General features: G+C 49.1%; 24 protein-coding genes. 11 read left to right on the top strand and 13 right to left on the bottom strand.

Annotated features, from left to right (window positions below; translation table 11 throughout):
- Nucleotides 1-14: 14 nt before the first annotated feature.
- Both glnE and B2739_RS04895 read right to left on the bottom strand, forming a co-directional pair.
- Nucleotides 15-2,999, bottom strand: a complete 2,985-nt coding sequence (glnE, locus tag B2739_RS04890) for a bifunctional [glutamate--ammonia ligase]-adenylyl-L-tyrosine phosphorylase/[glutamate--ammonia-ligase] adenylyltransferase (protein ID WP_331344750.1) — start codon at nt 2,997-2,999, stop codon at nt 15-17.
- Nucleotides 3,000-3,046: 47 nt separating this feature from the next.
- Entirely contained in the window at nt 3,047-3,529 is a 483-nt protein-coding gene (locus B2739_RS04895; RefSeq protein WP_331344751.1) for a helix-turn-helix domain-containing protein, read from the bottom strand.
- 35 nt (nt 3,530-3,564) lie between these two features.
- Between B2739_RS04895 and B2739_RS04900 the strand changes: the two genes are divergently transcribed.
- The 3 genes from B2739_RS04900 to B2739_RS04910 all read left to right on the top strand — a co-directional run bounded on the left by B2739_RS04900 (nt 3,565) and on the right by B2739_RS04910 (nt 5,306).
- The gene (locus B2739_RS04900; protein WP_331344752.1) at nt 3,565-3,960 is read left to right on the top strand and encodes a hypothetical protein; all 396 of its coding nucleotides are present in this window, start codon (nt 3,565-3,567) and stop codon (nt 3,958-3,960) included.
- A complete protein-coding gene (locus B2739_RS04905) occupies nt 3,947-4,600 on the top strand; it encodes a DsbA family oxidoreductase (RefSeq protein ID WP_331344753.1) in 654 nt (217 codons plus the stop codon). Before B2739_RS04900 ends, B2739_RS04905 begins: the two co-directional genes overlap by 14 nt.
- 181 nt (nt 4,601-4,781) lie before the next feature.
- Nucleotides 4,782-5,306 (top strand): glycine zipper 2TM domain-containing protein, encoded by a 525-nt coding sequence (locus B2739_RS04910; protein ID WP_414633212.1) that lies wholly within the window; start codon nt 4,782-4,784, stop codon nt 5,304-5,306.
- A 115-nt stretch (nt 5,307-5,421) separates the two neighbouring features.
- Here B2739_RS04910 and B2739_RS04915 read toward each other — a convergent pair whose 3' ends face one another.
- From B2739_RS04915 to B2739_RS04950, 8 genes are all read right to left on the bottom strand, one after another.
- On the bottom strand, nt 5,422-5,802 hold the full coding sequence (locus B2739_RS04915) for a hypothetical protein (protein WP_331344755.1): 381 nt from the start codon (nt 5,800-5,802) through the stop codon (nt 5,422-5,424).
- A 1-nt stretch (nt 5,803) separates the two neighbouring features.
- Nucleotides 5,804-6,439: a DUF4056 domain-containing protein gene (locus tag B2739_RS04920; protein ID WP_331344756.1), complete on the bottom strand. Its 636-nt coding sequence runs from the start codon at nt 6,437-6,439 to the stop codon at nt 5,804-5,806.
- 188 nt (nt 6,440-6,627) lie between these two features.
- Nucleotides 6,628-7,569, bottom strand: a complete 942-nt coding sequence (xerC, locus tag B2739_RS04925) for a tyrosine recombinase XerC (protein WP_331344757.1) — start codon at nt 7,567-7,569, stop codon at nt 6,628-6,630.
- A 19-nt stretch (nt 7,570-7,588) separates the two neighbouring features.
- Nucleotides 7,589-8,281 (bottom strand): DUF484 family protein, encoded by a 693-nt coding sequence (locus B2739_RS04930; protein ID WP_331344758.1) that lies wholly within the window; start codon nt 8,279-8,281, stop codon nt 7,589-7,591.
- A gap of 20 nt (nt 8,282-8,301) precedes the next feature.
- Entirely contained in the window at nt 8,302-9,132 is an 831-nt protein-coding gene (gene dapF / locus B2739_RS04935; RefSeq protein ID WP_331344759.1) for a diaminopimelate epimerase, read from the bottom strand.
- Nucleotides 9,133-9,203: 71 nt separating this feature from the next.
- On the bottom strand, nt 9,204-10,451 hold the full coding sequence (gene lysA, locus B2739_RS04940; RefSeq protein ID WP_049631654.1) for a diaminopimelate decarboxylase: 1,248 nt from the start codon (nt 10,449-10,451) through the stop codon (nt 9,204-9,206).
- Nucleotides 10,452-10,484: 33 nt separating this feature from the next.
- The gene (lptM, locus tag B2739_RS04945; RefSeq protein WP_331344760.1) at nt 10,485-10,664 is read right to left on the bottom strand and encodes an LPS translocon maturation chaperone LptM; all 180 of its coding nucleotides are present in this window, start codon (nt 10,662-10,664) and stop codon (nt 10,485-10,487) included.
- A 153-nt stretch (nt 10,665-10,817) separates the two neighbouring features.
- Complete coding sequence (locus tag B2739_RS04950) at nt 10,818-12,029, bottom strand: sigma 54-interacting transcriptional regulator (protein ID WP_331344761.1); 1,212 nt, start codon at nt 12,027-12,029, stop codon at nt 10,818-10,820.
- A gap of 218 nt (nt 12,030-12,247) precedes the next feature.
- Between B2739_RS04950 and B2739_RS04955 the strand changes: the two genes are divergently transcribed.
- Both B2739_RS04955 and B2739_RS04960 read left to right on the top strand, forming a co-directional pair.
- Nucleotides 12,248-13,222, top strand: a complete 975-nt coding sequence (locus tag B2739_RS04955) for an FHA domain-containing protein (protein ID WP_331344762.1) — start codon at nt 12,248-12,250, stop codon at nt 13,220-13,222.
- A gap of 7 nt (nt 13,223-13,229) precedes the next feature.
- On the top strand, nt 13,230-15,911 hold the full coding sequence (locus B2739_RS04960) for a protein kinase domain-containing protein (RefSeq protein ID WP_331344763.1): 2,682 nt from the start codon (nt 13,230-13,232) through the stop codon (nt 15,909-15,911).
- On the opposite strand, the gene B2739_RS04965 is transcribed toward B2739_RS04960, so the two are convergent.
- The 3 genes from B2739_RS04965 to B2739_RS04975 all read right to left on the bottom strand — a co-directional run bounded on the left by B2739_RS04965 (nt 15,908) and on the right by B2739_RS04975 (nt 20,164).
- The gene (locus B2739_RS04965; RefSeq protein WP_331344764.1) at nt 15,908-16,507 is read right to left on the bottom strand and encodes a DP-EP family protein; all 600 of its coding nucleotides are present in this window, start codon (nt 16,505-16,507) and stop codon (nt 15,908-15,910) included. The two genes, B2739_RS04960 and B2739_RS04965, sit on opposite strands and share 4 nt — an antisense overlap.
- A 205-nt stretch (nt 16,508-16,712) precedes the next feature.
- Nucleotides 16,713-18,920: a TonB-dependent receptor gene (locus B2739_RS04970; protein ID WP_331344765.1), complete on the bottom strand. Its 2,208-nt coding sequence runs from the start codon at nt 18,918-18,920 to the stop codon at nt 16,713-16,715.
- A 32-nt stretch (nt 18,921-18,952) separates the two neighbouring features.
- A complete protein-coding gene (locus B2739_RS04975; protein ID WP_331344766.1) occupies nt 18,953-20,164 on the bottom strand; it encodes a helix-turn-helix domain-containing protein in 1,212 nt (403 codons plus the stop codon).
- Between the two features lie 331 nt (nt 20,165-20,495).
- Here B2739_RS04975 and B2739_RS04980 point away from each other — a divergent pair, with 331 nt between their 5' ends.
- The 6 genes from B2739_RS04980 (at nt 20,496) to B2739_RS05005 (ending at nt 26,316) form a co-directional block, all read left to right on the top strand.
- Nucleotides 20,496-22,613, top strand: coding sequence for a carbohydrate-binding protein (locus tag B2739_RS04980; RefSeq protein ID WP_331344767.1), 2,118 nt, complete (start codon nt 20,496-20,498; stop codon nt 22,611-22,613).
- 266 nt (nt 22,614-22,879) lie between these two features.
- The gene (locus B2739_RS04985; protein WP_331344768.1) at nt 22,880-23,449 is read left to right on the top strand and encodes a DUF1016 N-terminal domain-containing protein; all 570 of its coding nucleotides are present in this window, start codon (nt 22,880-22,882) and stop codon (nt 23,447-23,449) included.
- A complete protein-coding gene (locus B2739_RS04990) occupies nt 23,434-23,916 on the top strand; it encodes a DUF1016 domain-containing protein (RefSeq protein WP_331344769.1) in 483 nt (160 codons plus the stop codon). The genes B2739_RS04985 and B2739_RS04990 overlap by 16 nt, the downstream gene beginning before the upstream one ends.
- A 99-nt stretch (nt 23,917-24,015) precedes the next feature.
- The gene (locus B2739_RS04995; RefSeq protein ID WP_331344770.1) at nt 24,016-24,882 is read left to right on the top strand and encodes an AraC family transcriptional regulator; all 867 of its coding nucleotides are present in this window, start codon (nt 24,016-24,018) and stop codon (nt 24,880-24,882) included.
- Nucleotides 24,883-25,193: 311 nt separating this feature from the next.
- Nucleotides 25,194-25,631 (top strand): hypothetical protein, encoded by a 438-nt coding sequence (locus B2739_RS05000; protein ID WP_331344771.1) that lies wholly within the window; start codon nt 25,194-25,196, stop codon nt 25,629-25,631.
- 37 nt (nt 25,632-25,668) lie between these two features.
- Nucleotides 25,669-26,316, top strand: a complete 648-nt coding sequence (locus tag B2739_RS05005) for a hypothetical protein (RefSeq protein ID WP_331344772.1) — start codon at nt 25,669-25,671, stop codon at nt 26,314-26,316.
- Nucleotides 26,317-26,354 lie beyond the last annotated feature (38 nt).

The raw sequence follows: 26,354 nt of genomic DNA on the forward strand, positions 1-26,354 counted from the left end.
AAAAGTCTGTGTCATCAGGGGTGACCGATCACGCGATCCCAAATCGCCGTGACCCGTGCACGCTCTTCAATGAAATGATTGTCACCTTCCAGCACCGCCTCCTGTCGCTGTAGCGCGAGGCGATGGCCAGTGGATCGGTATGCTTTGTAAGCCGCGATCAGGTGGGCCACGGATTCGGCATCGAGTAAGCCTGCCTCTTCCAGTGATCCGAGTATGCGAATGTTATCCGTGTACCGGATGACCTCGGGCGCTTGCGCAGCCCAAGCCAAGGCCGCGTATTGAACCATAAATTCAATATCCACGATACCACCGGCATCCTGTTTCAAATTAAATAAAGCCGGTGTTTTAGCGGCATTTTGCGATGGGTTTTTGGCTTTGGACTCGCTGCCCAACTGCTCGCGCATTTTGCGCCGCATGTCGCTCACATCCGCACGCAATTTATCCAGATCGCGCGGGCGGCTAAGTATGCGCTGGCGCACCTGATCAAACTGCTCGCCAAGCTGCGCATCACCCGCTACTACCCTTGCGCGCACCAGTGCCTGGTGCTCCCAGGTCCAAGCCTCGTTTGCTTGATATTTCTCAAACGCCACCAGCGACGACACCAACAAACCCGAGTTGCCGGAGGGGCGCAGGCGCATATCCACTTCGTACAATTTGCCCGAAGGTGTATAGGTATTGAGGATGTGGATAATCCGCTGGCCAAGACGGGTATAAAACGTCAGGTTATCAATAGCGCGCTCACCATCGGTGCCAAGATTGGCATCGGCATTGTGGATAAATACCAAGTCCAGATCCGAGCCATGCCCCAGCTCGATCCCGCCCAATTTTCCATAGCCAACAATCACAAATTCCGGCGCAAGATCGACGCTGCCATCGGCGCGGCGCGGGCGGCCGTGACGCTCGACCAAATGCTCCCAGCTAAGTTGCAACACATGCTCCAGCACCACCTCGGCAATGTAAGTCAGATAATCGCTCACCTTCATCAACGGCAGGGCACCGGTCACTTCACTGGCGGCGACACGCAAAGCGTGGGCGGAGCGGAAATAGCGCAGCGCCTCCATGTGACCCTCAAGATCATCCCAGGTCAGACGCAACACATCGCGGCGCAACTCGTCGCGCAGGCGGGATTTGTCCGGCGGGGTGTAGAGGCTTTCCGGTGTCAGTAATTCATCCAGCAAGGCCGGATATTGGGTGATTTGGTCGGCGATTAACGGGCTTGCGGCGCAAAGGCGAACCAGCTGGTGCAGTGCCGTGGGGTTCTCGACCAACAGTACCAGATAAGCCGTACGACGAGCGACCGCCTCAATGAAAGGCTCAATTCTGGCAAAGGTTTCCGCGATAGTTAGTGGTAACTTACCAACACCCGCTTCCTGAAATAACATATGCAGTAAACGTGGCACAAACGCATCCAGCCGGGTGCGGCCGCTGGCCTGCATCGATAACACCGAGCGGCTATTACGCAGATCGGCCAGATTTTTTACCAGCGCCGGCGCGGTCTCCACATCGCGCGCCTCCAGCACCTGAACGGCATCATCCCCCTGCAAACTGCCCTCCCACAAGCTCAGGCAGAAAGTCAGCGATTGCTGGTCGATGGACTCCTCTTCATCGGGCGCGGCGATCACCGCTTTAAACTCGCTATTCACCCGTTGGCGATACTGGCTCAGCACCGCAAAGAAACTTTCCCAAGTGTCAAAGCCCATCGCCCAAGCCAACCGCAACTGACCGAGCGGATCAACTGGCAGCGCCTGGGTTTGCTTGTCCTGAAAGCCCTGAATAGCATGCTCGGTGTTGCGCAGGAAGATATACGCCTCTAACAGCGCCGCACCTGTACCTGGAGGCAGATAGTTTTCCTGCTCCAGGATCGGCAGCAACACCGGCACCTTGCGCTTGCGCAGGTTGGCATCGCGCCCACCGCGGATCAGCTGGAAGACCTGCACCACAAATTCCACTTCGCGGATGCCGCCCTCGCCCAGTTTTACGTCGAGATTCATGCCCTTGCGCTGTACTTGCCGCGCGATCAGACCTTTCATCTCACGCAGGGATTCAATCGCACTGAAATCGATGTATTGGCGGTAAGTGAACGGCTGCAGCATCTCACGCAGCATCGCGCGCACCTGTTTTTGGCGCTCGCCGCCAGCCATCGCCACCGTGCGCGCCTTAATCATGGCGTAGCGCTCCCACTCGCGGCCTTGCGTCTGGTAATAATCCTCCATACCCGCAAAACTCATGGCGAGCGGGCCGCTTTCCCCGTGCGGGCGCAAGCGCATATCGGTGCGGAACACAAAACCCTCGGCAGTGATCGTATCCAGACTTTTGATCAAGCGCTGGCCAAGCTTGACGAAAAACTCCTGATTGCTCACCGCGCGCGCTGCGTGATTGGTTTCACCGCCTTCGGGGTAGGTAAAAATCAGGTCGATATCGGACGAAATATTCAATTCCCCGGCACCCAGTTTCCCCATCCCCAACACCATAAACGGCTGCGCCAAACCGGATTCACGCCCGATCGGCGTGCCATAGATTTTTTCCAGCGCGCGGTAGTGATATTCAGCGGCCAGCTGGATGGATTTATCCGCAAAACGCGACAACTCTGCGGTCACCTCACTCATCCCCGCAAGGCGGTTCAGGTCGCGCCAGATCACCCGGACCATCGCTTTATTGCGCTCGCGGCGCAGGCGGGCATCCACATCCGCATCATTAATTCCGGCATTGATCGCCGACGCAAAGCGCTCAAGATCGGCATCGGTCTGCGCGCGGAACAAGGCACCTGACTCAATTAAATCCAGTAACAGGGCCGGTTTTTGGGCGGCGGTTTTGGCGATAAATTCACTCGCCACAAAAGCGCGGGTTAGCTGCGCAAAAAATACGTCTTCGCTCACCGATTCCGGCAATAACGTTTGTGGCTGGGGTAAATCCTGATTCTGGAGGGCGGCGGTAAACTGCTCCCAAAAACGCTGGGCAGCAGGCTGTAGCTCGGCAGGTACGCCGGTGAAATTCAGCATAAATAACTCGTCGTGGTTTTTATTCGTGAAGAAATACTAGCAGTCGATTAACCTTCGGTGCCATTTGCTGCATGGGTTTCATCCCCGGGAAGATTAATCCGCCCCAGATTTTGCTCAATCCAGTCCACCAGACTGCGCACTTGTTCGGCCACTTCTGCCCCCAAAGGCGTGAGGCTGTATTCCACATGGGGCGGCACCACAGGTAGGGAGCGGCGATCGACAAAACCATCCCCCTCCAGCACCTGCAGGGTCTGCGCCAGCATCCGCTCGCTGACACCATTAATCTTGCGGCGCAATTCGCTGAAGCGATGGGTGCCCGCCAGCAAAGCAACCAATACCAGCACACCCCAACGGCTGGTGATGTGGTTGAGGATCAGGCGCGAGGGGCATTTGTCGGCAAATACATTGCCCGCCGCCAGCGCCTCGGTGATGGAAGCATACCCCGGTGCAGGCCCTGCCCCTACCTCTACACCCGCCCTTACCCCCGAATCAATAAGATCCACATCAGCCATCGATTGAATTTTCTTCATACTTACCTTTTTGTGCGTACTTACTAAAAGTTAGCTTGATTGCTATTCTGCCCCTGAACTTGCGTGCAGGCAACCTTTACGCCGCAGCAGCGGCAGAAGTATTGGTGCGTGACAACCAGGCGGGCAAAGTGTATGAACTTGCCGGTGATGAGGCCTATACACTGGCAGAATTTGCAGCGGAGCTATCGCAGCAAACTGGCAAGCACATTCCCTACAACAATTTACCGGAAGCGGAATACCGGGCAATCTTACAAAATGCCGGCTTGCCCGAATGGCTTGCAGAATTACTGGCCTCTTCCGATGCCAGCGCTGCGCAAGGCGCATTGTGTGATAACTCGCACCAGCTCAGCCAATTGATTGGCCGCGCCACCACACCACTGGCAGAATCCATTAAAACCGCACTCACAGGAGTCACTCATGCTGCGCATTGATTTTATTTCCGATATTAATTGCCCCTGGTGCGCACTGGGGCTGGCCGCATTGGACGCGGCTATTCAACAACTGGGCGATGAAATTCCCGTGGAAATTCATTGCCAACCGTTTGAATTAAATCCGCAGCTCCCTGCAGGCGGGGTAAAACTGAAAGACTATTTGCAGCAGAAATATGGCATGGGCGATGCGCAAATCCGCAGCGTCCACGACACCATCGCCGCACGTGGACGCGAATTGCAATTCACCTTTGCCGAGCGTGAATTTTTATGGAACAGCTTTGATTGCCATCGCCTTTTGTATTGGGCAGAACAAGAGTATTCCGCCGAAAAACAAGTGCAATTAAAACGTGCGCTCATGCAAGCCTATCAAGGTGAAGGACGCAATATCAGCCAGACAGAAATCTTGGTAGATGTCGTTGGGCAAGTCGGTCTTGATAAGCACAGGGCAGAAAACATTTTGGCGAGCAACGAATTCACTCAGGATGTACGCGCACGGCAACAAACATGGGTCAATGCAGGTATCAGCGCAGTCCCGAGCCTGGTGATCAATCGCCAGCATTTGCTGCAAGGTGCGCAATCGCCCGATGTCTACGCTCAGGCATTGCGCGATCTTGCCCAACAACAAAATCCATCGCAATGAATCAGCTTTTTATAAAATTTACATGCAATAAACCAAACTGCGTCACACCTTTGTTGCAACCCGCATCTCAATGTGGAACACATCAAAAATGTATTAAGTTTTTGTTCATCAAACTCTTGCTTACATGAAATTGTATATGGCAAACAGCGCAAGCTGCAGGAGGAAAAATATGAACAAATCCATGTTTATGGGCATAGTGTTGGGGGCAGGTATTGCCACCGCGGGCGGTGCAATTGGCGGATATCAATTATTGAAAGATCCCGATCACGCTGATGTCATTAGCAGCACACCGATTATCAAGCAAACTAAAATTCCGCATCAGGAATGCCACGACGAAACCGTGGTTAAACAGAAACCAGTGAAAGACCAAAACCGTATTGCCGGGAAAGTGATTGGTGCAGTGGTCGGCGGCGCACTGGGAAATCAGGTTGGCGGAGGTAGCGGCAAAAAAGTCGCCACGGTTGCAGGTGCTGTTGCCGGTGGTTATGCAGGCGATAAAGTCCAAGCCAACATGCAGCAAAATGATACCTACACAACCGTAGAGCAGCGCTGCAAAACTACTTATGAAACACGCGAAGATATTACCGGTTACGATGTTGTGTATCGTTTGGATGGCAAAGAGTCTTCAATCAAAATGGATTATGACCCAGGCACTAAAATTCCATTGGAAAATGGAAAATTGGTTACCGCCCAGCCACAACATTAAACATCAAACATTAAACATTAAACATTACCCAAACAATTCCCGAATTAAAAAGATGATAAAAAATGGCGCACATGCGCCATTTTTTATCATTCAACATATGAATACAGGTATTGCATTATAAAGAAATCATTAATGTAGCCATATTAATTTTTTCACCGTCATCATAGACAAGCTCAATTTCTTGCTTATCTTTTCGGTAAGATTTCTCATCAATTTTGGAAAATCCGTCGCGCTCTAGATAATCAACAATTTCGCTTTTTTTCGCCAAGCACTTCAACTGAACTATCAATGGCTTTGCGCCATCTGCCGCACTATAAATAAAGCCAGGTGTGTCACTGCAAAACCCCGAGAGGCTGGCAATTTCTTTAGGCGTTAAAATCCAATAATCAGCGCTGAATTTTTGATATTCCCTGTGCTCTGAAAATGAAGCTACTACAAAATACCCAAACCCTACTAACAACACTATAACCATAGAGAACATGAATTTGACTTTCATTCTACTTAGCCTCGCGGTAATAAATACCTTCTTTAGCAGGCTTTATCGTTGTCAAGGCATAAGGTAACTCAGCAGACATTGGCCCGCCAGCAACAGGAGGAATCGGATACACATAAGGCACTGTTGTATAATTTTTCATATCACCAACAGCACCATATTTATCCCATATTTCCAACGCGATTCTCTTATTAACTGGCTCACAAAGTTGGATGTGTTGTCCGCTCGGCTCAACAGCACGATAAAAACCAATTAAATTGGAGACAAGATCTTCGGCACTATATCCACTGTTAGTGAACTTTTTGAATGGCCAATCTGATTGCAATGTTTCAAATGAGTGCGAAACATCCATAAAAATAGAGAGCGCAATAGATTTTTTATCTGCAATAGAAAGTCCTTTTTTAATGTCGTACCTTTTTGTTATACCAACTTTGAAATAAGGCCGTCCCATTAGTTGCTTATACGTTACCCTGAAATAACCTTCAAGCGCAGCACTACTGTCTTTCTCATTTATTATTTGATTCCACAAACCAAGAGCGCTCTCGGGATTAGCATGCCCCAAATCAATCCACCCACACTTTTTGGTATAGATTAATCCATATTTACGACCAGAAGCTTGAGCACCATCAATAATATCCATTCTTGACGTCATAGTATTGTCCCTAGAAGTTTCCAACTGAAGCTCATTATAAAATTCTGAATTTCGCAATTAAATAACTGTGCACGTGAAACTCTGAGAGTTATTTCACGCTATTGAATAGCATCTATGCAAAACAAGAAATCACAGCATCCTCCTGAGAAGATCAAGAAAAACATAACTAACCTGGTTTACTCTTCTTCGTTTTTTGTTTTTCTCGTCGCGCGCGGATGTGCTTTATCGTAAACCTTTGCAAGGTGTTGAAAATCGAGGTGGGTATAAATTTGGGTGGTGGAAATATTGGAGTGGCCGAGCAGTTCTTGCACCAAACGTAAATCGCCGCTGGATTCCAGCATATGACTTGCAAATGAGTGACGTAACATATGTGGGTGGACCGGATTATCCATGCCTTGCTGGGTGCTCAATTGCTGCATCCGCATTTGCACTGCGCGATGGCTAATGCGACCACCGCGCTGGGTGGTAAATAATGCTTGCTCGTCATCCTGCGTATATTGTTTACGCTCAACCAACCACTCTTTAAGTGCACTGACTGCATAAGAGCCGATCGGCAACATGCGCGTTTTGTTGCCTTTACCGGTGACAGTCAACATCGCATCGCTCCAGTCGATATCCACCAGATTGAGACTCACCACTTCCGCCAAACGCAATCCCGATGAATAAATTAATTCAACCAGTGCGCGGTCACGCTTATTAATAAATTCATCTCCTTCGATTTGCACAAACTGCGCAGCTTGATCCGCGTCCAGTGTTTTGGGCAACATCTTGGGCGCTTTCGGTGCGCTTATGCCATCGGCAATATTATTTTTCATCCATCCATGTCTTACGCAAAACTGAAAAAAACTGCGTAGCGATGAAAGCCAGCGCTGCAAGCTTTTACCGCCCAAGCCTTCGCGATGCAAATGCGCGACTGCCATTCGCACATGGTTCACGCCAAGATCGGGCAGTGCCATAACAGATTTTTGCGCACAAAATTGTTGGAATTTTTCCAGATCGCGCGCGTAATTGTTCTGGGTATGAGGAGAAAATTGTTTCTCGCTGCGCATATAGGCATAAAACGCAGCGAGCTGTTCAGTGAAAGGTAAAGCTATGGCGGGTGGAGAAATGTCGTTCATAAATCTCCAGTGAACAAGGTTAGCGTGGCAGATATTTTGGTAATAACCGGTTAAGCACTTCCGCAATATAGCTCAAAAACAGCGTACCCATACTGGAGCGATAGTATTGTGGGTCGCGGTTGCCGATGGTGAGCAAGCCAAACACACTGCCATGCACCAACGGAACCGTGGCAATAGAGCCAATTTCTGACGCATGCTCACCAAAAATAAATTCCATTTCTTTTGAACCCAGCGTACCACACATAGCGCGGCTATTTTTGAGCAACGGGCCAACATATTCGCGCGCTTCTGCAATATTCACCACACGCGCTTCACTGCTGGGCACCTTGTCTGGATTACCGAACAAAATAATGCGGGTAAAGTGAATGCCGAAATCTTTATCGAAACTGTACAACAAGGCATCGATAATATCGCCCATATCCTGACCTTCGAGCAGGCTCAGCACCAGACGTTTGCTTTTATCGAACAACTTATCGTTATCGCGCGCGTTATCGAGTAGTTTGCTCAAACGATTGCGCATATCAATATTGCGCTCACGCAGTATCGCCACTTGCCGCTCGACTAATGACACCGCCGTTCCAGACTCATGTGGCAGCGTTAACTCGGCGAGCAGATCAGTATGCTGCTCAAAGAAATCCAGATGCTCGCGCAGATAAGCCTCGATTTGTTCCGGCTCCAGAGGATCAGCAAGTGTGGCGATATGTTCGGTCATAGAAGTCGCTTTCAGAATAATTAGATTTTTATTTGTCCATGAAACACGGTAACAGCGGGGCCGGTCATAATGACCGATTGCCCTTCGCCCGGCCAATAAATTTGCAAGCTACCGCCAGGCAAATTCACTTTGACTTTTTCATCCAGCAAACCGCGCAAACGACCAGAGACCACCGCACCACACGCACCTGTGCCGCACGCGAGCGTCTCGCCCACACCGCGCTCATACACACGCAAATTAATTTCATTGCGCGACACAATTTGCATAAAACCCGCGTTCACGCGCGCCGGAAAACGTGCGTGGCTTTCGATCAACGGCCCGAGCTCGGCAACCGGTGCAGTCTTCACATTATCGACCACCAATACGCCGTGTGGGTTGCCCATGGATACCGCCGAAATATCGTAGGTTTTACCTGCTACTTCAAACGGATAAGTCACCGCTTGGGCATCGGCGATAAAAGGAACCTGCGCAGGTTGTAAACGCGGCGCGCCCATATCGACGCTCACCTGCTCATCCTGCTGTACGCGCAGTTCGATCAAACCACCCGCTGTTTGCACCTTGATTATATTTTTACCGGTGAGTTTGCGCTCGCGCACAAACACCGCAAAACAGCGCGCACCGTTGCCGCAGTTTTCAACTTCACTGCCATCGCAGTTAAAAATACGGTAGCGAAAATCCACATCGGGCGTATCCGGTGTTTCAACCAATAAAATTTGGTCGCAGCCCACACCAAAATTACGGTCGGCAATGTAGCGGATTTTTTCCGGTGTTAAACGCACACTTTGGCTGACGCCATCGATCACTACGAAGTCGTTGCCGAGGCCGTGCATTTTGCTAAAACGTAAACGCATGATTCTTTCCGTTTGAGTGACTGATTATCCCGCAGCCCGCATGAAATACATGGGATACGGGAATCTCACAATTATTCCGGCAAAAGCGCTTCGCCGCGAATCATATCTTCAAAAGTTTCGCGCGCGCGCGCCAGATGCATCTGGTCGCCATCGACAACCACTTCAGCGGCGCGACCACGGGTGTTGTAGTTGGAGCTCATGCTAAAACCATAGGCACCGGCGGACATTACTGCCAACAAATCGCCCGGCTCAATCGCGAGCTCACGGTCTTTGCCAAGAAAATCGCCGGTCTCACAAATCGGGCCAACAAGATCCCATTTTTTTACCTCGCCCGCGCGTGGTTTGACGGCTTTTATGTCTTGCCAGGCTTGATAGAGCGATGGCCGGATGTTGTCGTTCATCGCCGCATCGATCACTGCAAAATTTTTGTGTTCGGTTGGCTTCAGGAACATCACTTGCGTGAGCAGCACGCCCGAGTTTGCCGAAATAGAACGGCCAGGCTCAAACATTAACGCTAATTTACGATCACCTAATTTAGCTTTAATGGCAGCCATGTAATCTGCAACGGGTGGTGGTGTTTCATTGCGATAGGTCACGCCCAATCCGCCACCCAAATCCAAGTGGGAAATTTCAATACCCTTGCTCGCCAATTCATCAACCAACAGCAGCAGGCGATCCAGCGCATCCAAAAAGGGCGTGAGCTGGGTCAGTTGTGAACCTATGTGGCAATCCAGACCTTTAATAGCGAGACTGGGCAATTGTGCCGCGCGCGCATAAACCGCAGGTGCACGCTCAATCGCGATGCCGAATTTATTTTCTTTCAAGCCGGTAGAAATATACGGGTGCGTATTGGCGTCCACATCCGGATTCACGCGCAGGGAAATATGCGCAACCTTGCCTTTTTGTGCGGCAACTTCTGCCAGCAATTCCAATTCTGCTTCCGATTCAACATTGAAACAAAAAATACCGACATCGAGCGCGCGCGCCATTTCGTCCGCACTTTTTCCCACACCGGAAAACACAATGCGCGAGGGCTGGCCACCGGCGAGCAATACACGCTCCAATTCACCGCCAGAAACAATATCGAAACCCGCACCGAGTTTGGCGAGCATATTGAGGATCGCCAAATTGGAGTTCGCTTTTATCGCATAGCAAATCATGCCGGGATGCGAGCCCAAGGCCTGCGCGTAAGATAAATATTGCTGCGTAAATGCCGCACGGCTGTACACATAGCAGGGCGTACCAAAGCGCGCTGCCACTGCAGCGAGCGGAGTATCTTCAACGTAGAGTTCGCCATTGCGTTCAGTGAAATGTTGCATAAAAAATCTCGATCAAAAAAACCAGAAAGGAAATCAGGCTGGATCAGCAGAGAGGGATGAGGACTCATCCTGCCGGGGTTGGGTTTGTTCGGGCGTATCAGGCTGGGACACCTCAGGCTGCGGCTTTGCAGGCTGCGGCAAATACAGTGGCCCTTTTTGGCCACAACCAGCAAGGCCGATACAGAACAATAAACAGGCAGCAGTAATTTTCATAACCAGGCATCCGGCATCACCCTGCATTACTCAGGGCATTATTAAAGACGGGGCAGTATAACCTCGCGCAATAGCCAGCGTCACCCCACGCACAAGCGACGCAATTCGGATGCGGAATCAAGAAGGGGCCAGCAGAAATACGAACAGGAAGGATCAGACAAGGGCCGCGCGCAATTCCTCCGCAGATACCAGTTTGCCATCTGTTGTCAGCGCCAAGGCCTGGATCAGCGCTTTTAATTGTTCGACATTGATCAACTCGTGATGGGACTCCAGCAGCTGCCAGGCATCTTCGGTGAGATCAAATTCAGACGAGAGCGTAAATTCACGGATATAAAACTGCGCCAGATCGCGCACATCATCGCGCCGGTCAAGCAAATTCGGCAGCAATAATTCTTGCGTATGCTGGGCGAGCCACTGCACCTGAAATGACTCCAGCGCAACATGCTGGCTACTCAGGCTCATAATCAAACGCAGGCTGTAGCTGTTATCAAACCGGGTAACTGCCGCCTGTTTCCAGAAATTACACAGCGACTGGAATTCACTGCGCGATAACACATCGATATTGCGCAGGAACAAGGTGCCGCCCTTGGCGTAGGTATGCAGCGATTGCAAAATCCCTGCAGCACCGCCCTGTTCCCATTCGCGGCAATCCGATTCGATAAAAGGAGCAGTATCCGCGCGCGATAAACAATGCAGCGAACGCGCGGCAATCACTTTGCCACTGCCTTTGTCAGCGCGGATCAACACCGGCTGACTCCCTTTGGCCAATTGATCGATCCGTTGATCTAACTGGCGCAATGCTTTGCTATTACCCACCCAATAACTTTGGTCGCCATAAATATGGATGGCGCGGTAACGTGTTTGGTAGCGGCCAATGGTGCGGATAATTTCATCCGCAACCAGCGTCAATTCTTTCACCAATTGCTCGCGACTCAGGCGGGCATCAGGTGCAATTTGCGCAACCAGATACCCCAAGCGTTGCGGTTGTCCTTGCGGCTGTTTAAAGTTGAGCGGCAAACTGATCGCCTTCTCCGCCTCAAAATATTCAAATGGCGATGCATTCGCCTCCTGGGTGGAAATAATAAAATCATCCACGCGGCCAGCGGCGGCAATTTGCAAATCGCGCTCATCGTTGACTAATAATAAATGGCGATACCCCTGATGGGTGACGCAGCGCAGAGTGATGGCAACATGGACAAGCTCCAGACGCTCTACCGCCGCGCGCAGAATAATTTTATTCAGGCTGATAAAGCTTTTATTGACCGGAACCCACTTGGCAGTCGCCGATTGGTTGAACTTGTGAATCGCACGGGAGACAGGTTTGTAATTTATTGCGGCTTGAAATAAGGCAAATATAGCGGCCATCTCGTTTTATCTCTCAAGAGCGGTACGGTCTACAATCAATTCACCAAGACAATAAATTGGGAAAATGCCGACATCTTGTGGCAATCTATAGCGCAAATAAGGAACTGCCAATTACAGGCAATTACACGAGATTACAGGCGCAGGGTGAAATCACTTAAAGGAGCGACTGAAACCGGCACCCACGACCTTTAACTGCAGACTTTTTACGCGGAAAAACTATGGCTTATTTGCTGGATGTAGCTGCGAAGACGCACTTTCCTCTCGCCCCCCACCACACCTTTGGCAGACTCGCCAACAGTGTGGAGACGCATATCGATAAACCCTATGTGTCCAAGCTGCATGCCGCTATTGAGTGGAACGGTCGCCAATGGCGGATTAAAAACCTCGGCCTCAATGGCACCTGGATCAATGGGATCAGCCTCAGCCAGGGCGATAGCCGCGACCTAAACATCCACGATGAAATCCATTTTGCCGAGCAGACCGATCCCGGGTTTATCGTCGCCGACCTCACCCCGCCGACCGATATGCTCTGGCCACTCGACCAGCCGGTAGACCAGCTGCGCCCCATCGCCCTGTCGCGCTATCACCTGCTGCCCGATGCCAATGAACCGGAGCTCGCGGTGTTTTATAACGAGCAAACCCAACAGTGGCACTGCGAAGCCCTGCACCAACAAAACGAAAATGAGCAGCCTGAGTTGAACGATGGCGATCTGGTGCAATTCGGTAACAGCCACTGGCAATTTGTGCGTGCGCAAATTTACGGCCCGACCGAAGCCAAAGCATCGCGCCACCTGAATGATTACGAATTTATTTTTAATATGAGCATGGATGAAGAAACTACCCAGCTCGAATTGCACCACCAACAAACCCTGGATTTGGCAGTGCGCACCCATCACTATCTGTTATTGCAGCTCGCCCGCCACCGCGCCGAAGACGCCGAGCGCGGGCTGGACAGCAAGAGCCAGGGCTGGGTTTATGCCGACCAACTTGCGGCAGAATTGGGGGTTGATGGTACGCATCTGAACATCCAGATTTTCCGCGCACGCAAACAATTGGCCGACTGCCTGCCCGATACCGCAGGACAGCAATGCTTGCTGGAAAGGCGCGGAGGCAAAATCCGCTTTGGCTGCGAAAAATTCAAAATCTATAAAGGCGACCAGCTTACGCTTGCCTCGCCCTATAAAAATTGTTGATCGCTGAATGACCAACCCCAATCCGCCACACTCATCCAACAGCACCACCGAGCCACTGCGCATCGGCCACTATGAGCTGCGCAATTGCATCGGGCGTGGCGGTATGGGTTTGGTGTATCGCGCGCGCGACACCAAGCTGGAGCGCGAGGTCGCGGTGAAATGTTTGCGCACCGAATTATTTGAAGCGCACTACGTTGAGCGATTCAAACGCGAGGCCTTGCTGCTCGCCAAATTAAATCACCCGAATATTGTGCAGATTTACGATTACATTGAAGCGCCTGACCAACTGGCGCTGGTGATGGAATTGGTAGATGGGCAAAACCTGCAAACTTATTTGCGCGAGCACATCGCACCTGTCGCACAGCGTTTGCAGTGGCTGGCACAAATTGCCGAAGGACTCGCAGCGGCGCACGATACCGGCATCATCCACCGCGATTTAAAAACCGAAAATATCCTCATCAATAAACGCGGCCAGGCAAAAATTACTGACCTGGGCATCGCAAAATCACAAGACTTTAAAGGCACCCTGACCGATCACATTGCAGGGAGCTATTGCTCTATGTCGCCCGAGCAGGCAATGGGCGAGGCCATCACTTTCAAGAGCGATTTATTTTCACTGGGCATTCTGGCTTACCAATTATTGTGCGGCGCGCATCCATTTGGCGATACCACCAACAAACTGCAAACCATGCAGCGGATTATTTCCCACCCGCCCACCGCGCCGCAAAAATACAATCCAGACTTACCCCCTGAATGTATTGATCTACTCGGTCAATTACTCAGCAAAGATCCGGACAAGCGCCCAGACAATACCCATTGGGTTGCCGCGCAATTTGAAAAACTAAAAACCTTGCGCTGGCAAGAAACCGCGCTGGGCGATGAAACCCAGGCGCTGATCGCGCCAGCGGCAAACACCCGCTCATCGCACACGCAAGATCACCCGACATTTGAAACGCGATTTGCTGCATCACCGACGATTCCGAAAGTATCGGCATGGCAAAAAATTAAACAATTCATCGCCGCCAATATTATTACGGTGAGTTCAGCCGCTATCAGCATATTGATTGTTGCGGGTGTGATCGCGTGGCAACTACAACCGAAGCCGCCAAAGTATGTAGCTGTCATTCCACCAAAGATGATTGCAGAGGGAATGCAGGAGTCACAGCAAGAGCTTGTGAAAGAGGCTGTTTATGATGCGATTCAACAAAGCGTTATTCAATTAGACGGGTACTATTTAATCCCTAGAGAAGAAGTGGTGGACGTAAATGGGGATAATGAAACGGTTCGCAATGCAACCGCAGCAGATGAATTAATTACCACAGAGCTTCAGTGTAAAATTGAGATATGTACAATCAGGCTATCACGGCTCACACCTGAAAATAGCATCCCTAATAGCCGCTTAAAGGCGCATGACACCAAGACCATTGACATCCTCACCGAGAACTACTTATCAATAGCAGGGATAGTACAATCTAATGTGGGCGGGATGTATAAAAGCAGTCTTTCAAGCTCCTTTGAACAACTGAATCAAGGGGAGTATGAGAAATTACTATCGGTTAACGTTTCATACTATGAGAAAGGTGCGAGCGAAGCCCTGTTTAATAGCATAGAAACGCTGAGCAAAAACACACAAAAACTTTCAACAACGCAGTCCCTATTCAGTGAAATAGGTCTTGACTTGTACCATGAGACACAATCATCAGACATTTTAAGTAAAATTGAATTGCTACTTGATAAAGGCAACACAAAAAACGATCACATAATTTTTTTATACAACACCTTTTATTTGCAAACTGCGCAAAGAAACTTCCTGGAAGCACAAGAAACAATTTCAAAAATAAAAGCCATTGACGCCAATCAATCATCAATAAATGCACTAACAGCATACCTGATGAATGCTCAGAATAAATTTGATGCCGCCATCACACTCTACAAAAAAGCAGTCAGTTCAAAAAATAGCGTGAAAAATTTAATTGGACTATCAAATTCCTATCGTTACGCTGGCAATATGCTGAACGCCAAAGAAACTCTGAAACAAGCAATGCTCATGGCGCCTAAGAACTATAAAGTTCATAGCCTGTACGGATTAATAGAGTTACTTGAAGGGAACATTGAAAGTGCAAAAAAAGCGTTTGAAGTAGCCGTCAATGAAAATCCGAATGACATTTATAACCGTGGAAATCTTGGTCTATGCTACTTGCTATCACAAAACTTTGACAAAGCAATTGAAGAGTTTTCTCAAGCCGAAAAACTTGACCCTCAAAATACGGCTCACAAATTAAATAAAGCGGACGCCTATAATCTGAAAGGTGACATTGCTGAATCACGGATCATTTACAGCAGCATAATATCCACATTAGAGAAAGATGCATATTTAAGCGAGCACCATCTAAGGCTCGCACAGGCATATGCCCATATAGGACAAATTGAAAAAGCATTGCTCTCTCTCAGAGAATTGGAAAAATTAGATCCACAGAATATAGAAACCGCTTATACCGCAGCTCTAGTCCACACGCTCGCCAATAATGATTCATCGGCAATTTTGAATATCTCAATTTCATTAAAAAATGGAATGCACCCTGCATGGTTCAGCTTTTCTTGGTTCGATTCTCTTTGCAAAAAAGAAAGCTTCATTCACCTGATAAACAGCACAGGGGCATCAAATAGATGCCCCGAATCTTTACGTTAAGGTCTCTTGGGGTAAATTGTTGGATCTTGCGACTGATATATAGATACAGCGCCAGTCACTGCATCTGTAAACGACGCTACAAACTGGAACGGGATCATTTCCTCTGAGTTTTCCAGTACCTGCACGTAAATCAGCAGAGTAAACCCGTTATCAATGACCTCTACAACAATGTCGTTGTCTGGATCACAATCACCATCGGCGGTAGCAACGCCATCTAATGCAAAACGCCAGGTTCCATTAGTGGCTGGATTTTGCTGCATGCTGACCACTAAAATTGCACGTTCGAAGGTGCGCTCCAGCGCAGATGGATTTAACTGAAAGCGTACAGTTAAACCTGTAATGTCTGTTGTGCTGCCGGGCTCTGAAAAAATCCAATCCCCTGCCCCAGTCGCGGTTGGGAATGCAGGTACCAAGTTAAAATTCTGGATAACCTGACCGCCTCTTGGGACATTAATTTCAACACTGTAATCGCCTTCGGTTTTTTTCTTACCTTTTTTCACTGGCGTTTTTGCTGCCTTCGCGACTGTCGCAACAACTTTTTTCGCAGTCTTTTTCTCTGCTGCTTTCTTTTCTGTTTTTTTCTTTTCTGCTGCCATCTTGAATTTTCCTGTTAATTAAGTGTGTGAATTCCCTAAATGATCATCACATCAAAAATAACGGCTTTTTGATTGTGTGCTGCCTTCTTCCCAGAAAGCAGCTGTAAATAGAACGATCACAAATATCGCAAGGCAAGCATAGATCATAAAATGCACATGCGCAGGCAACTGCCATATGAGTTGCCAATACGCATCACGAGACGCATTAATACTGATAGCTCACCGACAAACCAATCGTGCGCGGGCGGGTGATGTATTCAAACTGACCTTGCTCGCCAAAAAAATCATCTGCACGGCCACTCGTGATGGCGCGCGTATTGTCGATATTATTCACGAAGGCACCCAATCGCCAATTACCCCGTGTTACACCAACGCGTGCGCTGGCGATACTGTAGGAGTCCAGCTTTTGATAGTTGGAAAACTCAGGATTAAGCGCTGTAGCAACATCACCAATGCGGTTCACACCAATACTGGCATCCCACAATGTGCCATTGAATTCCTGATTGAAATCCAGCGAGAGACTCCACTGCGTGCGCGGTGAGCCGGGCAATTGGTTGCCGCTATACACGCCTATCTCCGCAACCGATTCGGTAATTTCTGCATCGGTATAGGCATAGCCCGCGTGCAGGGCAAAGGCATCGCTCAATTGCGCCGATGCATCAAATTCAATGCCCTTGGTGCGCGCTTTACCGGCATTATCCCACGCCGTGCGACCATCGACTGTTTCCAACTGAACTTGCAAATCATCCCACTCGATATTGAACAGCGCTGCATTTAATTCCAGGCGCTGCGCCAACCATAGGGAATGGAAACCGAGTTCGTAATTGGTAGCAACATCCGGGCGATAGAAGCGATTGTTGAGTACCTCTGCTGGAGCCGTATTGGCACCGCCGCGGCGATACCCTTCTGCAGCGAGAAAATAGATTTTTTTATCGTCGCTGAATTTATAGCTGGTACTGAATTTTCCGAGCGTGTCTTTGCTAACGTCATCGCCATTGCTGCAATCCTCAATGGGACCAGGAAAATAGCTGATGCATACATCAAGATCATCGTCATACCGGAAATGGCGCGCACCGACAGTTGCCTCCCATTTTTCGGTGAGATCGTAAGTGACTTCAGCGTAGGTAGAGTACTCATCCAGCGTTTCGGTTTGGGTGGCGAGATATTCCAGATCACCGGGTAAATCCATTTCAAAAAACTCGCCCAGACCGGGGGTGTAATCACCCATGTAGGCATCCAGATCATCGCGGCTATAAAACGCACCGACCAACCAGCGCAAACGTTGGTTATCAGGTGATACCAAACGCAATTCCGCACTGTCTTTTACAATATCAATATCACTCGCGTTATACGCAGAGAGATTCTCGTAAAGGTTGTAGTACTCCACAGTCGGGTCAAGACCAATGTACAAATCGGTTTGGTCTGCACGCTCATGGTGTGCATAGTCGTAGTGGTTCAGGCTGGCGGTGAGCGTTGCCCAAGGCATTTCATAATTGGCATCGATACTCGCCAATTGCAATTCGCCTTGCATCGGCTGCAAATAACGGCTGGATGCGGCGTACTCATCACCAGTAAAACTTTCGTTCGTAGCCTGGCGGTCGCCTACATTGATTTTTTGATAGTGATAACTGCTGTTGAGCGAGAAATTGTCACTTGCTTGCCACAGCAAACTGATGCGCGCCTGCTTGGTTTCATCGTCATTGATATCGTCTTGTGCGCCGGATAATAAATAGGGGTTATCGATAAATCCGGCATTTTCGGTTTTGCCCAACATCAGGCGCAGTGCAAGAGTGTCTTCAATTAAGGGCGTATTCACCACCAGATCAGAATCGTAATTCAGGTCATCGCTGTGATCAGTTTGCGATAATTCGCCGCTCACGCGCACGGAATATTTTTTTACATCCGGTTTCGCGGTCACGTAGCGAATCAGGCCGCCGATCGATGCATTGCCGTAGAGCGTGCCCTGCGGGCCGCGCAACACTTCTACTTGTTGCAAATCTTTTAAACTAAATGCAGGCGGCACAAAATAACCTTGCAGCGGAATGTTATCCACGTAGCTCGCAATGGCAGAGCCGTCGCCGCCCAAATCATTGGAGCCAATTTCATCCAAGCGCAAACCGCGCATAATTAATACGGCGGGGTTGCGCGGACCTACATCTACCAGCGAAAACCCCGGCACCTGTGCGGCAATATCGCCCAGATTTTTAATCCCGGAAAAATCATTCACTACACTGACCGATCCGGAAAAATCCTGCAGGCTTTGGTTGCGCTTGGACGCGGTCACTACAACCTCTTCTACGGATGCAGTTGTGTCAGCTAAAGCCAGTGGAGCGCTAATCATTGGTAAAAGGGTGCACGTAATAAACAATGGATTACGCAGATAAGTTCTTCCCAAGCTAGATGTGTAAGTCATGAGTGAATGCTCTTGTTGTAATGAATAATAAATTAAGGTGCAACTGCCGCATCCACTGGCTGTTGGCGATACTCTGATGGGGTCTTCCCGACCAATTTTTTGAAAAACGTATTAAAAACCGACTTGCTGTTAAAACCCACCTCCAGATAAATATCGGTGATGGTTTTGTCTTTGTTCGCCGGATCTAGCAAACGCTTTTGCGCTTCTTCAATGCGGTAGCCATTTACAAATTCATAGAAGTTCAAATTGAAATGGCGATTGATAATCATGGATAAATCTTTGGCGGGAATACCCAGGGTATCGGCCAGCATATCCAGCGTCAGCTCCGGATTGAGATAGGTTTTTTGCGAGCGCATCACACTGTCGATTTTGGCAGCGTATTCAGGGTTAAGCAGCTTTTCTTGCGTTGTCTTTTTGGCCGGTTCTTTGTTTTCTTTTTGTTTGACCGCTTCAAAGTTGCTGAAGTAACGCATGCTGGTAAACACCAATGTGCACACCAGGAAAAAGAGCGCGTAGTAACCACTCAGGCCGATGTATTCGATCACATTGCCATCGGGGTCTGGATGTTGGAAATCGTAATTCGCAAGCAAGCCAACCAGTTTGGACAGCGCAAGGAAGGCCTCCATACAGGTGACCAGCGTAAACCCGACCACGAGGATTTTAAGCCAGAGAATATCCACCTTCTCAATGTTGGAGTGAGTATTTTTGAGGATGTCCTTGTATTTGAAAATCAACAGGAACGCCGCGATGCAGTAAGCCACACGCATCACCTTCACCATCAGATCCATACCGATATAGCCATGGCTGTAAACAAAAGTTTCGGTGTTAATCCATTCCTGACGTACCTCTGCCGGAAAGCGATAGAACGCCACCACCATAAACACTGCGAACAGGCCAAAAGGAATCAGGTGCAAGTAATCCTTGCGGCGGAGATGGAAATCGCGGAACACCAATGACTTCACATAGAAGTACAACAACACCGCATCCAGATAATAGGCAAAGGAACCGATGAAGTAGACCTGGGGCAAATGGTTGCGCACATGCAGTTTGAATTCTGCGCCCCACATAATCAGCTCATGCAGCGGAATAAACGCGTGGGCAATCAGAAACGCGGCCAAAAAATAGTTGCTGATATTTTTGGGGGGATTGGTCGCAATCAGCAGCACTGCAAAAAAGCAGCACAGCATGGCGGTCATCAGCAAGATGACATCGTGAAAGTTAAAGACGACCTGATTTAGATACATGACTCTCTTCTCTCGTGCTTATAGTTGTTGTTTTTTGCCAACCCATCTGGTGGCTGTTTGTAGCCGGATACTATAGAAGATGATGCCAGCGAGCCAGAAAAAATGGCGCATCAGGGTTTTCCCCAAGGGCGTACTAGCTTTTTTTAGACAGTCGAACCCGTTCGCGTCGATATTTTTTTACACCTGCCCCTATTGTCGAACGACGCACACTAGCATCACCCCTAACCTAGCCTTGCGAAACCCCGATAACAACCATAAAGGAATGTCGTAACAGCGGACCCGGCTTTCGTACTCTGTGAGCAATAACAATAACTTTTACAGGTACTTTGAAATGACAACCAACCACAAATCAGGCTTTTTGCTACGCAAATGGCCGGCTCTGGCACTCGGCCTTACTGGTGCCTTCCTCAGCCAATTAAGCAATGCACAAGTGCCCACCACCATACAGGCCGAAGCCTACAGCCATATGAATGGTGTGCAATTGGAAACCACAGCGGATACCGGCGGCGGGCAAAACGTCGGCTGGATTGATGCAAATGACTGGATGGCCTACAGCAACAGCCCCGTCACCATCAGCACCGCCGGTGTCTATGACATTGAATACCGCGTGGCCAGCCAAGGCGGTGGCGGCACGATTCGCCTGGAAGAAGCGGGCGGATCGGTTAACTACGGCACCATCGCCGTACCCAGTACCGGCGGCTGGCAGACCTGGACGACCATCAAGCAGCGCGTAAATCTGGCAGCAGGCACCCGCCGCTTTGGTATCGCCATTCCTGCAGGCGGTTTTAACCTTAACTGGTTCAGAGTCGTTCCGGTGCAAACCCAAGGCTGGACGCCGCTACCGCGTGTTAAGCAAAGCGGCCACTTGTGGGTAAACGCCAACAACAACCAGCGTGTTGACCTGCGCGGCACCAATCTCGGCAACTGGTTAATCCAGGAGTTCTGGATGATGGGCGGCATTATGTCCACCAACAACGGCAGCATTGGCGACCAATGTACGCTGGAAGCGACCCTCGCCCAGCGCTTTGGCAATGCTGAAAAAGAGCGCTTGATGAAAGTGTTCCGCAGCAACTTCATCACTGCGCGCGACTTCGACATGATGAAAGCCATGGGCATGAACGTGGTACGCATCCCATTCCTGTACAGCTTGATCGAAGACGAATACAACCCTTACAACCTGCGCGCCGATGCCTGGCAGTATTTGGATTGGGCGATCGATGAAGCGGAAAAACGCGGCATGTACACCATCATCGACCTGCATGGCGCAGTGGGCGGGCAAGCCGGTACCGCAGAACAGCACGATGGCTGCGTGGGTGCCGCACAACTCTGGACCAACGCCAATTACTGGGATCGCACCAAATGGCTGTGGGATATGATCGCGCAGAAATACCGTGGTCGCAGCGCCGTGGTCGCCTATGACCTGCTGAATGAGCCATGGGGAACCGATGCCACCACCCTCGCCAACCGTTCTTACGAACTGTTCAACGTGGTGCGCGCCAAAGACCCGGATACCATCATCCTCTTGCCTGGTCACAACTCCGGCATCGATGCTTACGGCAACCCCAACAGCCGCGGCCTGACCAACGTCTCTACCTGGATGCACTTCTACCCCGGCTTGTGGGGATGGAATGACACCGCCGCCTACGGCGCAGGCCAAGCCAACATGCACGCCAACTGGCTGCACTGCAATCAGAACGGATTGGGTGAAAGCTGCGACTGGCGCAACAAAATCATCGGCCTGCAAACCCCCTTCTTGGTGGGTGAGTTCCAACCCTGGACCTTGCTCGGCAGTTACGGCGGCCAGATGACGCGTAAAACTTACGACATCTACAACAGTTACGGCTGGGCAGCCACCAACTGGGCATGGAAAACCACATCCGCTACCGGCTCCAATGGCGACACCAGCAGCTGGAACTGGGGCATGGTGACCAACTCATCCAACGGTGGCGGCATGAGCGGCATTAACGTGAGTAACGCCAGCGCCGCGCAGATCGAAAACTGGTTCAAACAATTCAGCACCCAACCACTGGTACGCAACGAAAGCATCGCCTACTGGATGAACTGGAAAGCCGAAGTGGGCCAACGCATCGAAGCCGAAATGTTTAAAGACCACAACGGCATCCGCATGGAAACCACTACCGATTCCGGTGGCGGTTTCAATGCAGGCAGCACCGATGACAACGATTGGATGAGCTATCCAATCAACATCCCAACCGCAGGCAACTACACACTGCAAGTGCGCGTGGCATCGCCCTACAGCGGCGGCACGTTGGTGCTGAGCAGAAACGGAAGTGATCTGGGTGTAGTGACTGTACCTAACACTGGCGGCTGGCAAAACTGGCAGACAGTGAGCATCACCGTCAACTTACAAGCAGGTCAACAAGACCTGTCGATCTTCGTGAGAAAAGGTGGCTGGAATATCAACTGGTGGCAACTCACCAAACAATAGTTCAGCCCGTTAGTGTCTACGAAGTGTTAACCGGCACAGCAATGTGTCGGTCTTTTTTGAAAGTTGTTTTATCTCGTGTTTGAAATTTTGTAGCCCTCTCCATAGCTTCATGATTTTCCACCCTGGTTAATCATGATCCCTTCGCCGATACAGAAATGTATCGGCTTTTTTTGTTTGTGTAGCAAAGCACAAAACCGGTAGCATCCGCTCTCGCCTCAATCGGCGAGAACAAAGGACAACATTAAACAAGGACAGGAGCAAAAGCCGTGACTGACAGCATCATCAAAACCAATTCTGAATACACACATTGGCTCAAAGGGATAAAACAATCCTTCTTACAAACACAACTCAAAGCCGCCATCAGCGTAAACACATCACTGCTCGAATTTTATTGGCAGTTAGGTGGCGAGATTATTGAAAAGCAAAAGAATGCCCAATGGGGCGATGGTTTTCTCAATCAACTCAGTCAAGACCTGATAAGTGAGTTTCCTGATATTCAGGGATTTTCCAAACGAAATCTGGAATTAATACGGCGCTGGGTGCGTTTTTGGTCTGAGGCATCAATTGCGAAACAGGCTGTTTCGCAATTGCCGCTCATTCCGTGGGGGCACAATATTGCGATTATGCAAAAGTGCAAAAACCACGTCGAAGCACTGTTTTACGTACAAAACACCCTCAAACACGGCTGGAGCCGTAATGTACTGGTACACCAGATAGAAAGTGGCCTCTACCAGCGCGATGCCAAGGCAATTACTAACTTCGAACAAACCCTGCCACCGCTGCAATCTGACTTGGCATTGCAAACCCTAAAGATCCCTATGTGTTCGATTTTTTAAGCCTCACCCACGATTACAGCGAACGAGAGCTGGAACAGGCACTAACGCAACACATTGCCCAGTTTTTATTAGAGCTAGGCGCGGGCTTTGCCTACGTTGGCAAACAGGTACCCTTAACCGTCGGCAGCAAAGATTTTTATCTCGATTTACTTTTCTACCATCTCAAACTGCGCAGCTATGTTGTCATTGAATTAAAATCCGGTGACTTCACGCAGGAACATACCGGAAAACTTAACTTCTATTTGACTGCCATCGATAAACAATTAAAAACCGAACACGACAATCCCAGTATCGGTCTACTACTCTGCAAACAAAAAGATAAACTCGTCGCTGAATATGCGCTTTGCGATATCAACAAACCTATAGGGATTTCCGCCTATCAATTAACCCAAGCACTGCCGGAGAATCTGAAATCCAGTTTGCCGAGTATTGAAGAGATCGAAGCTGAGTTTGCAAAGGCGCGGTAAGATCTCTAGCAACTTAGCAATCTGGATCAGGATGCGCGCGCGCAAAACTTTCACAATGCGCAGCACCTGAACCAAGGCGACAATAAACGTGACAATTGAATGAGCAATACGATTAACAGCTACGACGTGCGCATCGCCCGCGTGTGCGAACACATCGATCAACACCTCAATCAGGAATTAACGCTTGAGGCATTGAGCGATGTGGCCGCATTTTCAAAATACCATTTTCATCGGGTATTTTTGGCTCATACCGGCATGAGTGTGACGCGCTATGTTCAGCTCGCCAGACTCAAACGCGCCTCATACCGTTTGGCTTTTGAAAATACAAAACGGGTTATTGATATTGCATTGGAAGCGGGCTTTGAAAGCCCCGAAGCGTTTGCACGCGCATTCAAGCGCACGTTTGACCAATCGCCATCTGCGTTCAGGGGTGAACCCAATTGGCCTGCATGGCATTTGCGGTTTCAATTTCAGCCAAAGCCTTTTGGAGCCATTCCTATGAACGTTAGCATCATTCAATTTGAAACCACCAAAGTTGCGCTGCTGGAACATCTGGGCGCACCGGAAAATGTGTTGGAAACTGCAGGAAAATTTATTGCATGGCGCAAGGCCACTGGCCTCTCGCCGGTAAAAACCAGCAAAACCTTTGGCATTCCTTACAGCGATCCCAAAACCACACCACCCGATGAGTTTCGCTGGGATGTTTGCGGCAGTATCGATGGCGATGTACCAGCGAATGAATTCGGTGTAAAAACTGGCAGCATTCCCGGCGGCAAATGCGCGGTGATCCGCCACCAGGGTAGTCTCGATAATGTCGATACCGCCATCTACGCATTTTATCGCGAGTGGCTGCCAAACAGCGGCGAAGAAGTCCGCGACTTCCCCTGCTTTTTCCACTACATCAACTTCATCCACGAAGTCGATGAGTGCGACTTACTGACCGAGATCTATTTCCCATTGAAATAAACTGTAATATGATCTGGCACTTCAAACCGCATAGCCTAAACGCTATGCAGTTGCCGTCACAGGAATGACCACAGCAGTTACCGCCCAAGGATTGGCGTTACGGATTTTGGATACACACTCGGCTGCTATGGAATTATGGATATTAAGCACTCCCGCATACTCCCGCTATTTCCATCCTCCCTGCTCGTAAAATTCGTACCCAAAATAAAGAGTGGCATTTCTATTTTCTTGCGACTTTTTTATACAGCAACCTGAAACCAAAACAAACAAACAAACAAACAAAATCATTAACGATCAAAAAAAGGAAAATTATGAAGCACCATCTTTTTATTACCGCTACTGCAATACTTCTGGCTTCTTGTGGTGGTGCAGGAACAGAAAGCGAAGGCTCATCTAAGACTCCGACAATAACAATGGAGAAAACTGTTCTCTATATACAAGGAAAGGAAGGTGGGAGCACAACCGTTTACAAAGAAGAGATGCCATTCAGAATTAAAAACATTGGCGACGGTGTATACATCTCCGCTAAAAACAATAGCCCCAAGTTAATTGAACGGGTTTATCTGCCTATTGTGAGCATGTCGAGCGAATCAACAGTCACGATATACGCAGCCCAGCCATACTACACAGGATTGAAGAAAGGAACTTATCAGGGAACAATTACATTATCCCTGTGTGAAGATAACGATTGCCTTAAGCCTATCTCCAACAGCGAAAAAATAATTAACATTGTTTATGACGTACTTTAAAAAAAATAACACAAATCATCTAACTGAATTAATTTCGATGAAAATCAAGCTGATCATTGTAACCATAGCGCTCGTTTTATTCACTGGCTGCCAATCCAACTCTATCAAATACAATCATCTTCGAGCTGGGGCAATTACTCCAAATAATATATTGCACGAATCAATCAGAATAGGCGCAGTGACTTCGTCTTATAGAAAGATCCCTGCTAAAGACTTAAAAGAAGCGTTCGCCAAAAGTCTTTCCGGCAATGATTACCTAAGCGAGAGCGACAAATTCAAAATTAATGTCAATCTTGTAAAAGGAGATATAAACGGAGCATTTACAACGGAGGTTATCTTGTCTATTCAATATGAAGTCGTCAGCACACTTACTGACACTATCGTCTTTACCAGGACAATAGACAGCAAGGCAATAGCAAAAACTAGCATGTTGGCACCATTGATAGAAGGCTTAGTAACAGGCGCCTTCACGGGGCAGGCTAAATTCAGCAAAGGAATAGAGAAGACAAACACCTATCGCCCCTCAAGACAGGAAGATTTAGAATTTGGATTCCCAGATCCAGGAACACCAGTTAACGCTAAAGATGCCACATTAAGAATTAAATATGCCACTGATACGTCTCTTAGAAAGAATTTTGCGGAGTTTTTGATCCAATTGAACTCAACTGTGACAGAAAGCTACTAGCCAGCAAATTGGGTTTACCACCCAACTCTTTATTTGCG

This window comes from Cellvibrio sp. UBA7661 (assembly GCA_002483365.1).
GTDB lineage: Bacteria > Pseudomonadota > Gammaproteobacteria > Pseudomonadales > Cellvibrionaceae > Cellvibrio.

Excerpts from the sequence above, each read along its gene's own strand:
- B2739_RS04970 (WP_331344765.1), bottom strand. The coding sequence starts at position 18,920 with ATGACTTACACATCTAGCTTGGGAAGAACTTATCTGCGTAATCCATTG.
- B2739_RS04905 (WP_331344753.1), top strand. The coding sequence starts at position 3,947 with ATGCTGCGCATTGATTTTATTTCCGATATTAATTGCCCCTGGTGCGCA.
- B2739_RS04910 (WP_414633212.1), top strand. The coding sequence starts at position 4,782 with ATGTTTATGGGCATAGTGTTGGGGGCAGGTATTGCCACCGCGGGCGGT.
- B2739_RS04930 (WP_331344758.1), bottom strand. The coding sequence starts at position 8,281 with ATGACCGAACATATCGCCACACTTGCTGATCCTCTGGAGCCGGAACAA.
- glnE (WP_331344750.1), bottom strand. The coding sequence starts at position 2,999 with ATGCTGAATTTCACCGGCGTACCTGCCGAGCTACAGCCTGCTGCCCAG.
- lptM (WP_331344760.1), bottom strand. The coding sequence starts at position 10,664 with ATGAAAATTACTGCTGCCTGTTTATTGTTCTGTATCGGCCTTGCTGGT.
- B2739_RS04955 (WP_331344762.1), top strand. The coding sequence starts at position 12,248 with ATGGCTTATTTGCTGGATGTAGCTGCGAAGACGCACTTTCCTCTCGCC.
- B2739_RS05000 (WP_331344771.1), top strand. The coding sequence starts at position 25,194 with ATGAAGCACCATCTTTTTATTACCGCTACTGCAATACTTCTGGCTTCT.
- B2739_RS04965 (WP_331344764.1), bottom strand. The coding sequence starts at position 16,507 with ATGGCAGCAGAAAAGAAAAAAACAGAAAAGAAAGCAGCAGAGAAAAAG.
- lysA (WP_049631654.1), bottom strand. The coding sequence starts at position 10,451 with ATGCAACATTTCACTGAACGCAATGGCGAACTCTACGTTGAAGATACT.
- B2739_RS04950 (WP_331344761.1), bottom strand. The coding sequence starts at position 12,029 with ATGGCCGCTATATTTGCCTTATTTCAAGCCGCAATAAATTACAAACCT.
- B2739_RS04960 (WP_331344763.1), top strand. The coding sequence starts at position 13,230 with ATGACCAACCCCAATCCGCCACACTCATCCAACAGCACCACCGAGCCA.
- xerC (WP_331344757.1), bottom strand. The coding sequence starts at position 7,569 with ATGAACGACATTTCTCCACCCGCCATAGCTTTACCTTTCACTGAACAG.
- B2739_RS05005 (WP_331344772.1), top strand. The coding sequence starts at position 25,669 with ATGAAAATCAAGCTGATCATTGTAACCATAGCGCTCGTTTTATTCACT.
- B2739_RS04895 (WP_331344751.1), bottom strand. The coding sequence starts at position 3,529 with ATGAAGAAAATTCAATCGATGGCTGATGTGGATCTTATTGATTCGGGG.
- B2739_RS04995 (WP_331344770.1), top strand. The coding sequence starts at position 24,016 with ATGAGCAATACGATTAACAGCTACGACGTGCGCATCGCCCGCGTGTGC.
- B2739_RS04915 (WP_331344755.1), bottom strand. The coding sequence starts at position 5,802 with ATGAAAGTCAAATTCATGTTCTCTATGGTTATAGTGTTGTTAGTAGGG.
- B2739_RS04975 (WP_331344766.1), bottom strand. The coding sequence starts at position 20,164 with ATGTATCTAAATCAGGTCGTCTTTAACTTTCACGATGTCATCTTGCTG.
- B2739_RS04980 (WP_331344767.1), top strand. The coding sequence starts at position 20,496 with ATGACAACCAACCACAAATCAGGCTTTTTGCTACGCAAATGGCCGGCT.
- B2739_RS04920 (WP_331344756.1), bottom strand. The coding sequence starts at position 6,439 with ATGGATATTATTGATGGTGCTCAAGCTTCTGGTCGTAAATATGGATTA.
- dapF (WP_331344759.1), bottom strand. The coding sequence starts at position 9,132 with ATGCGTTTACGTTTTAGCAAAATGCACGGCCTCGGCAACGACTTCGTA.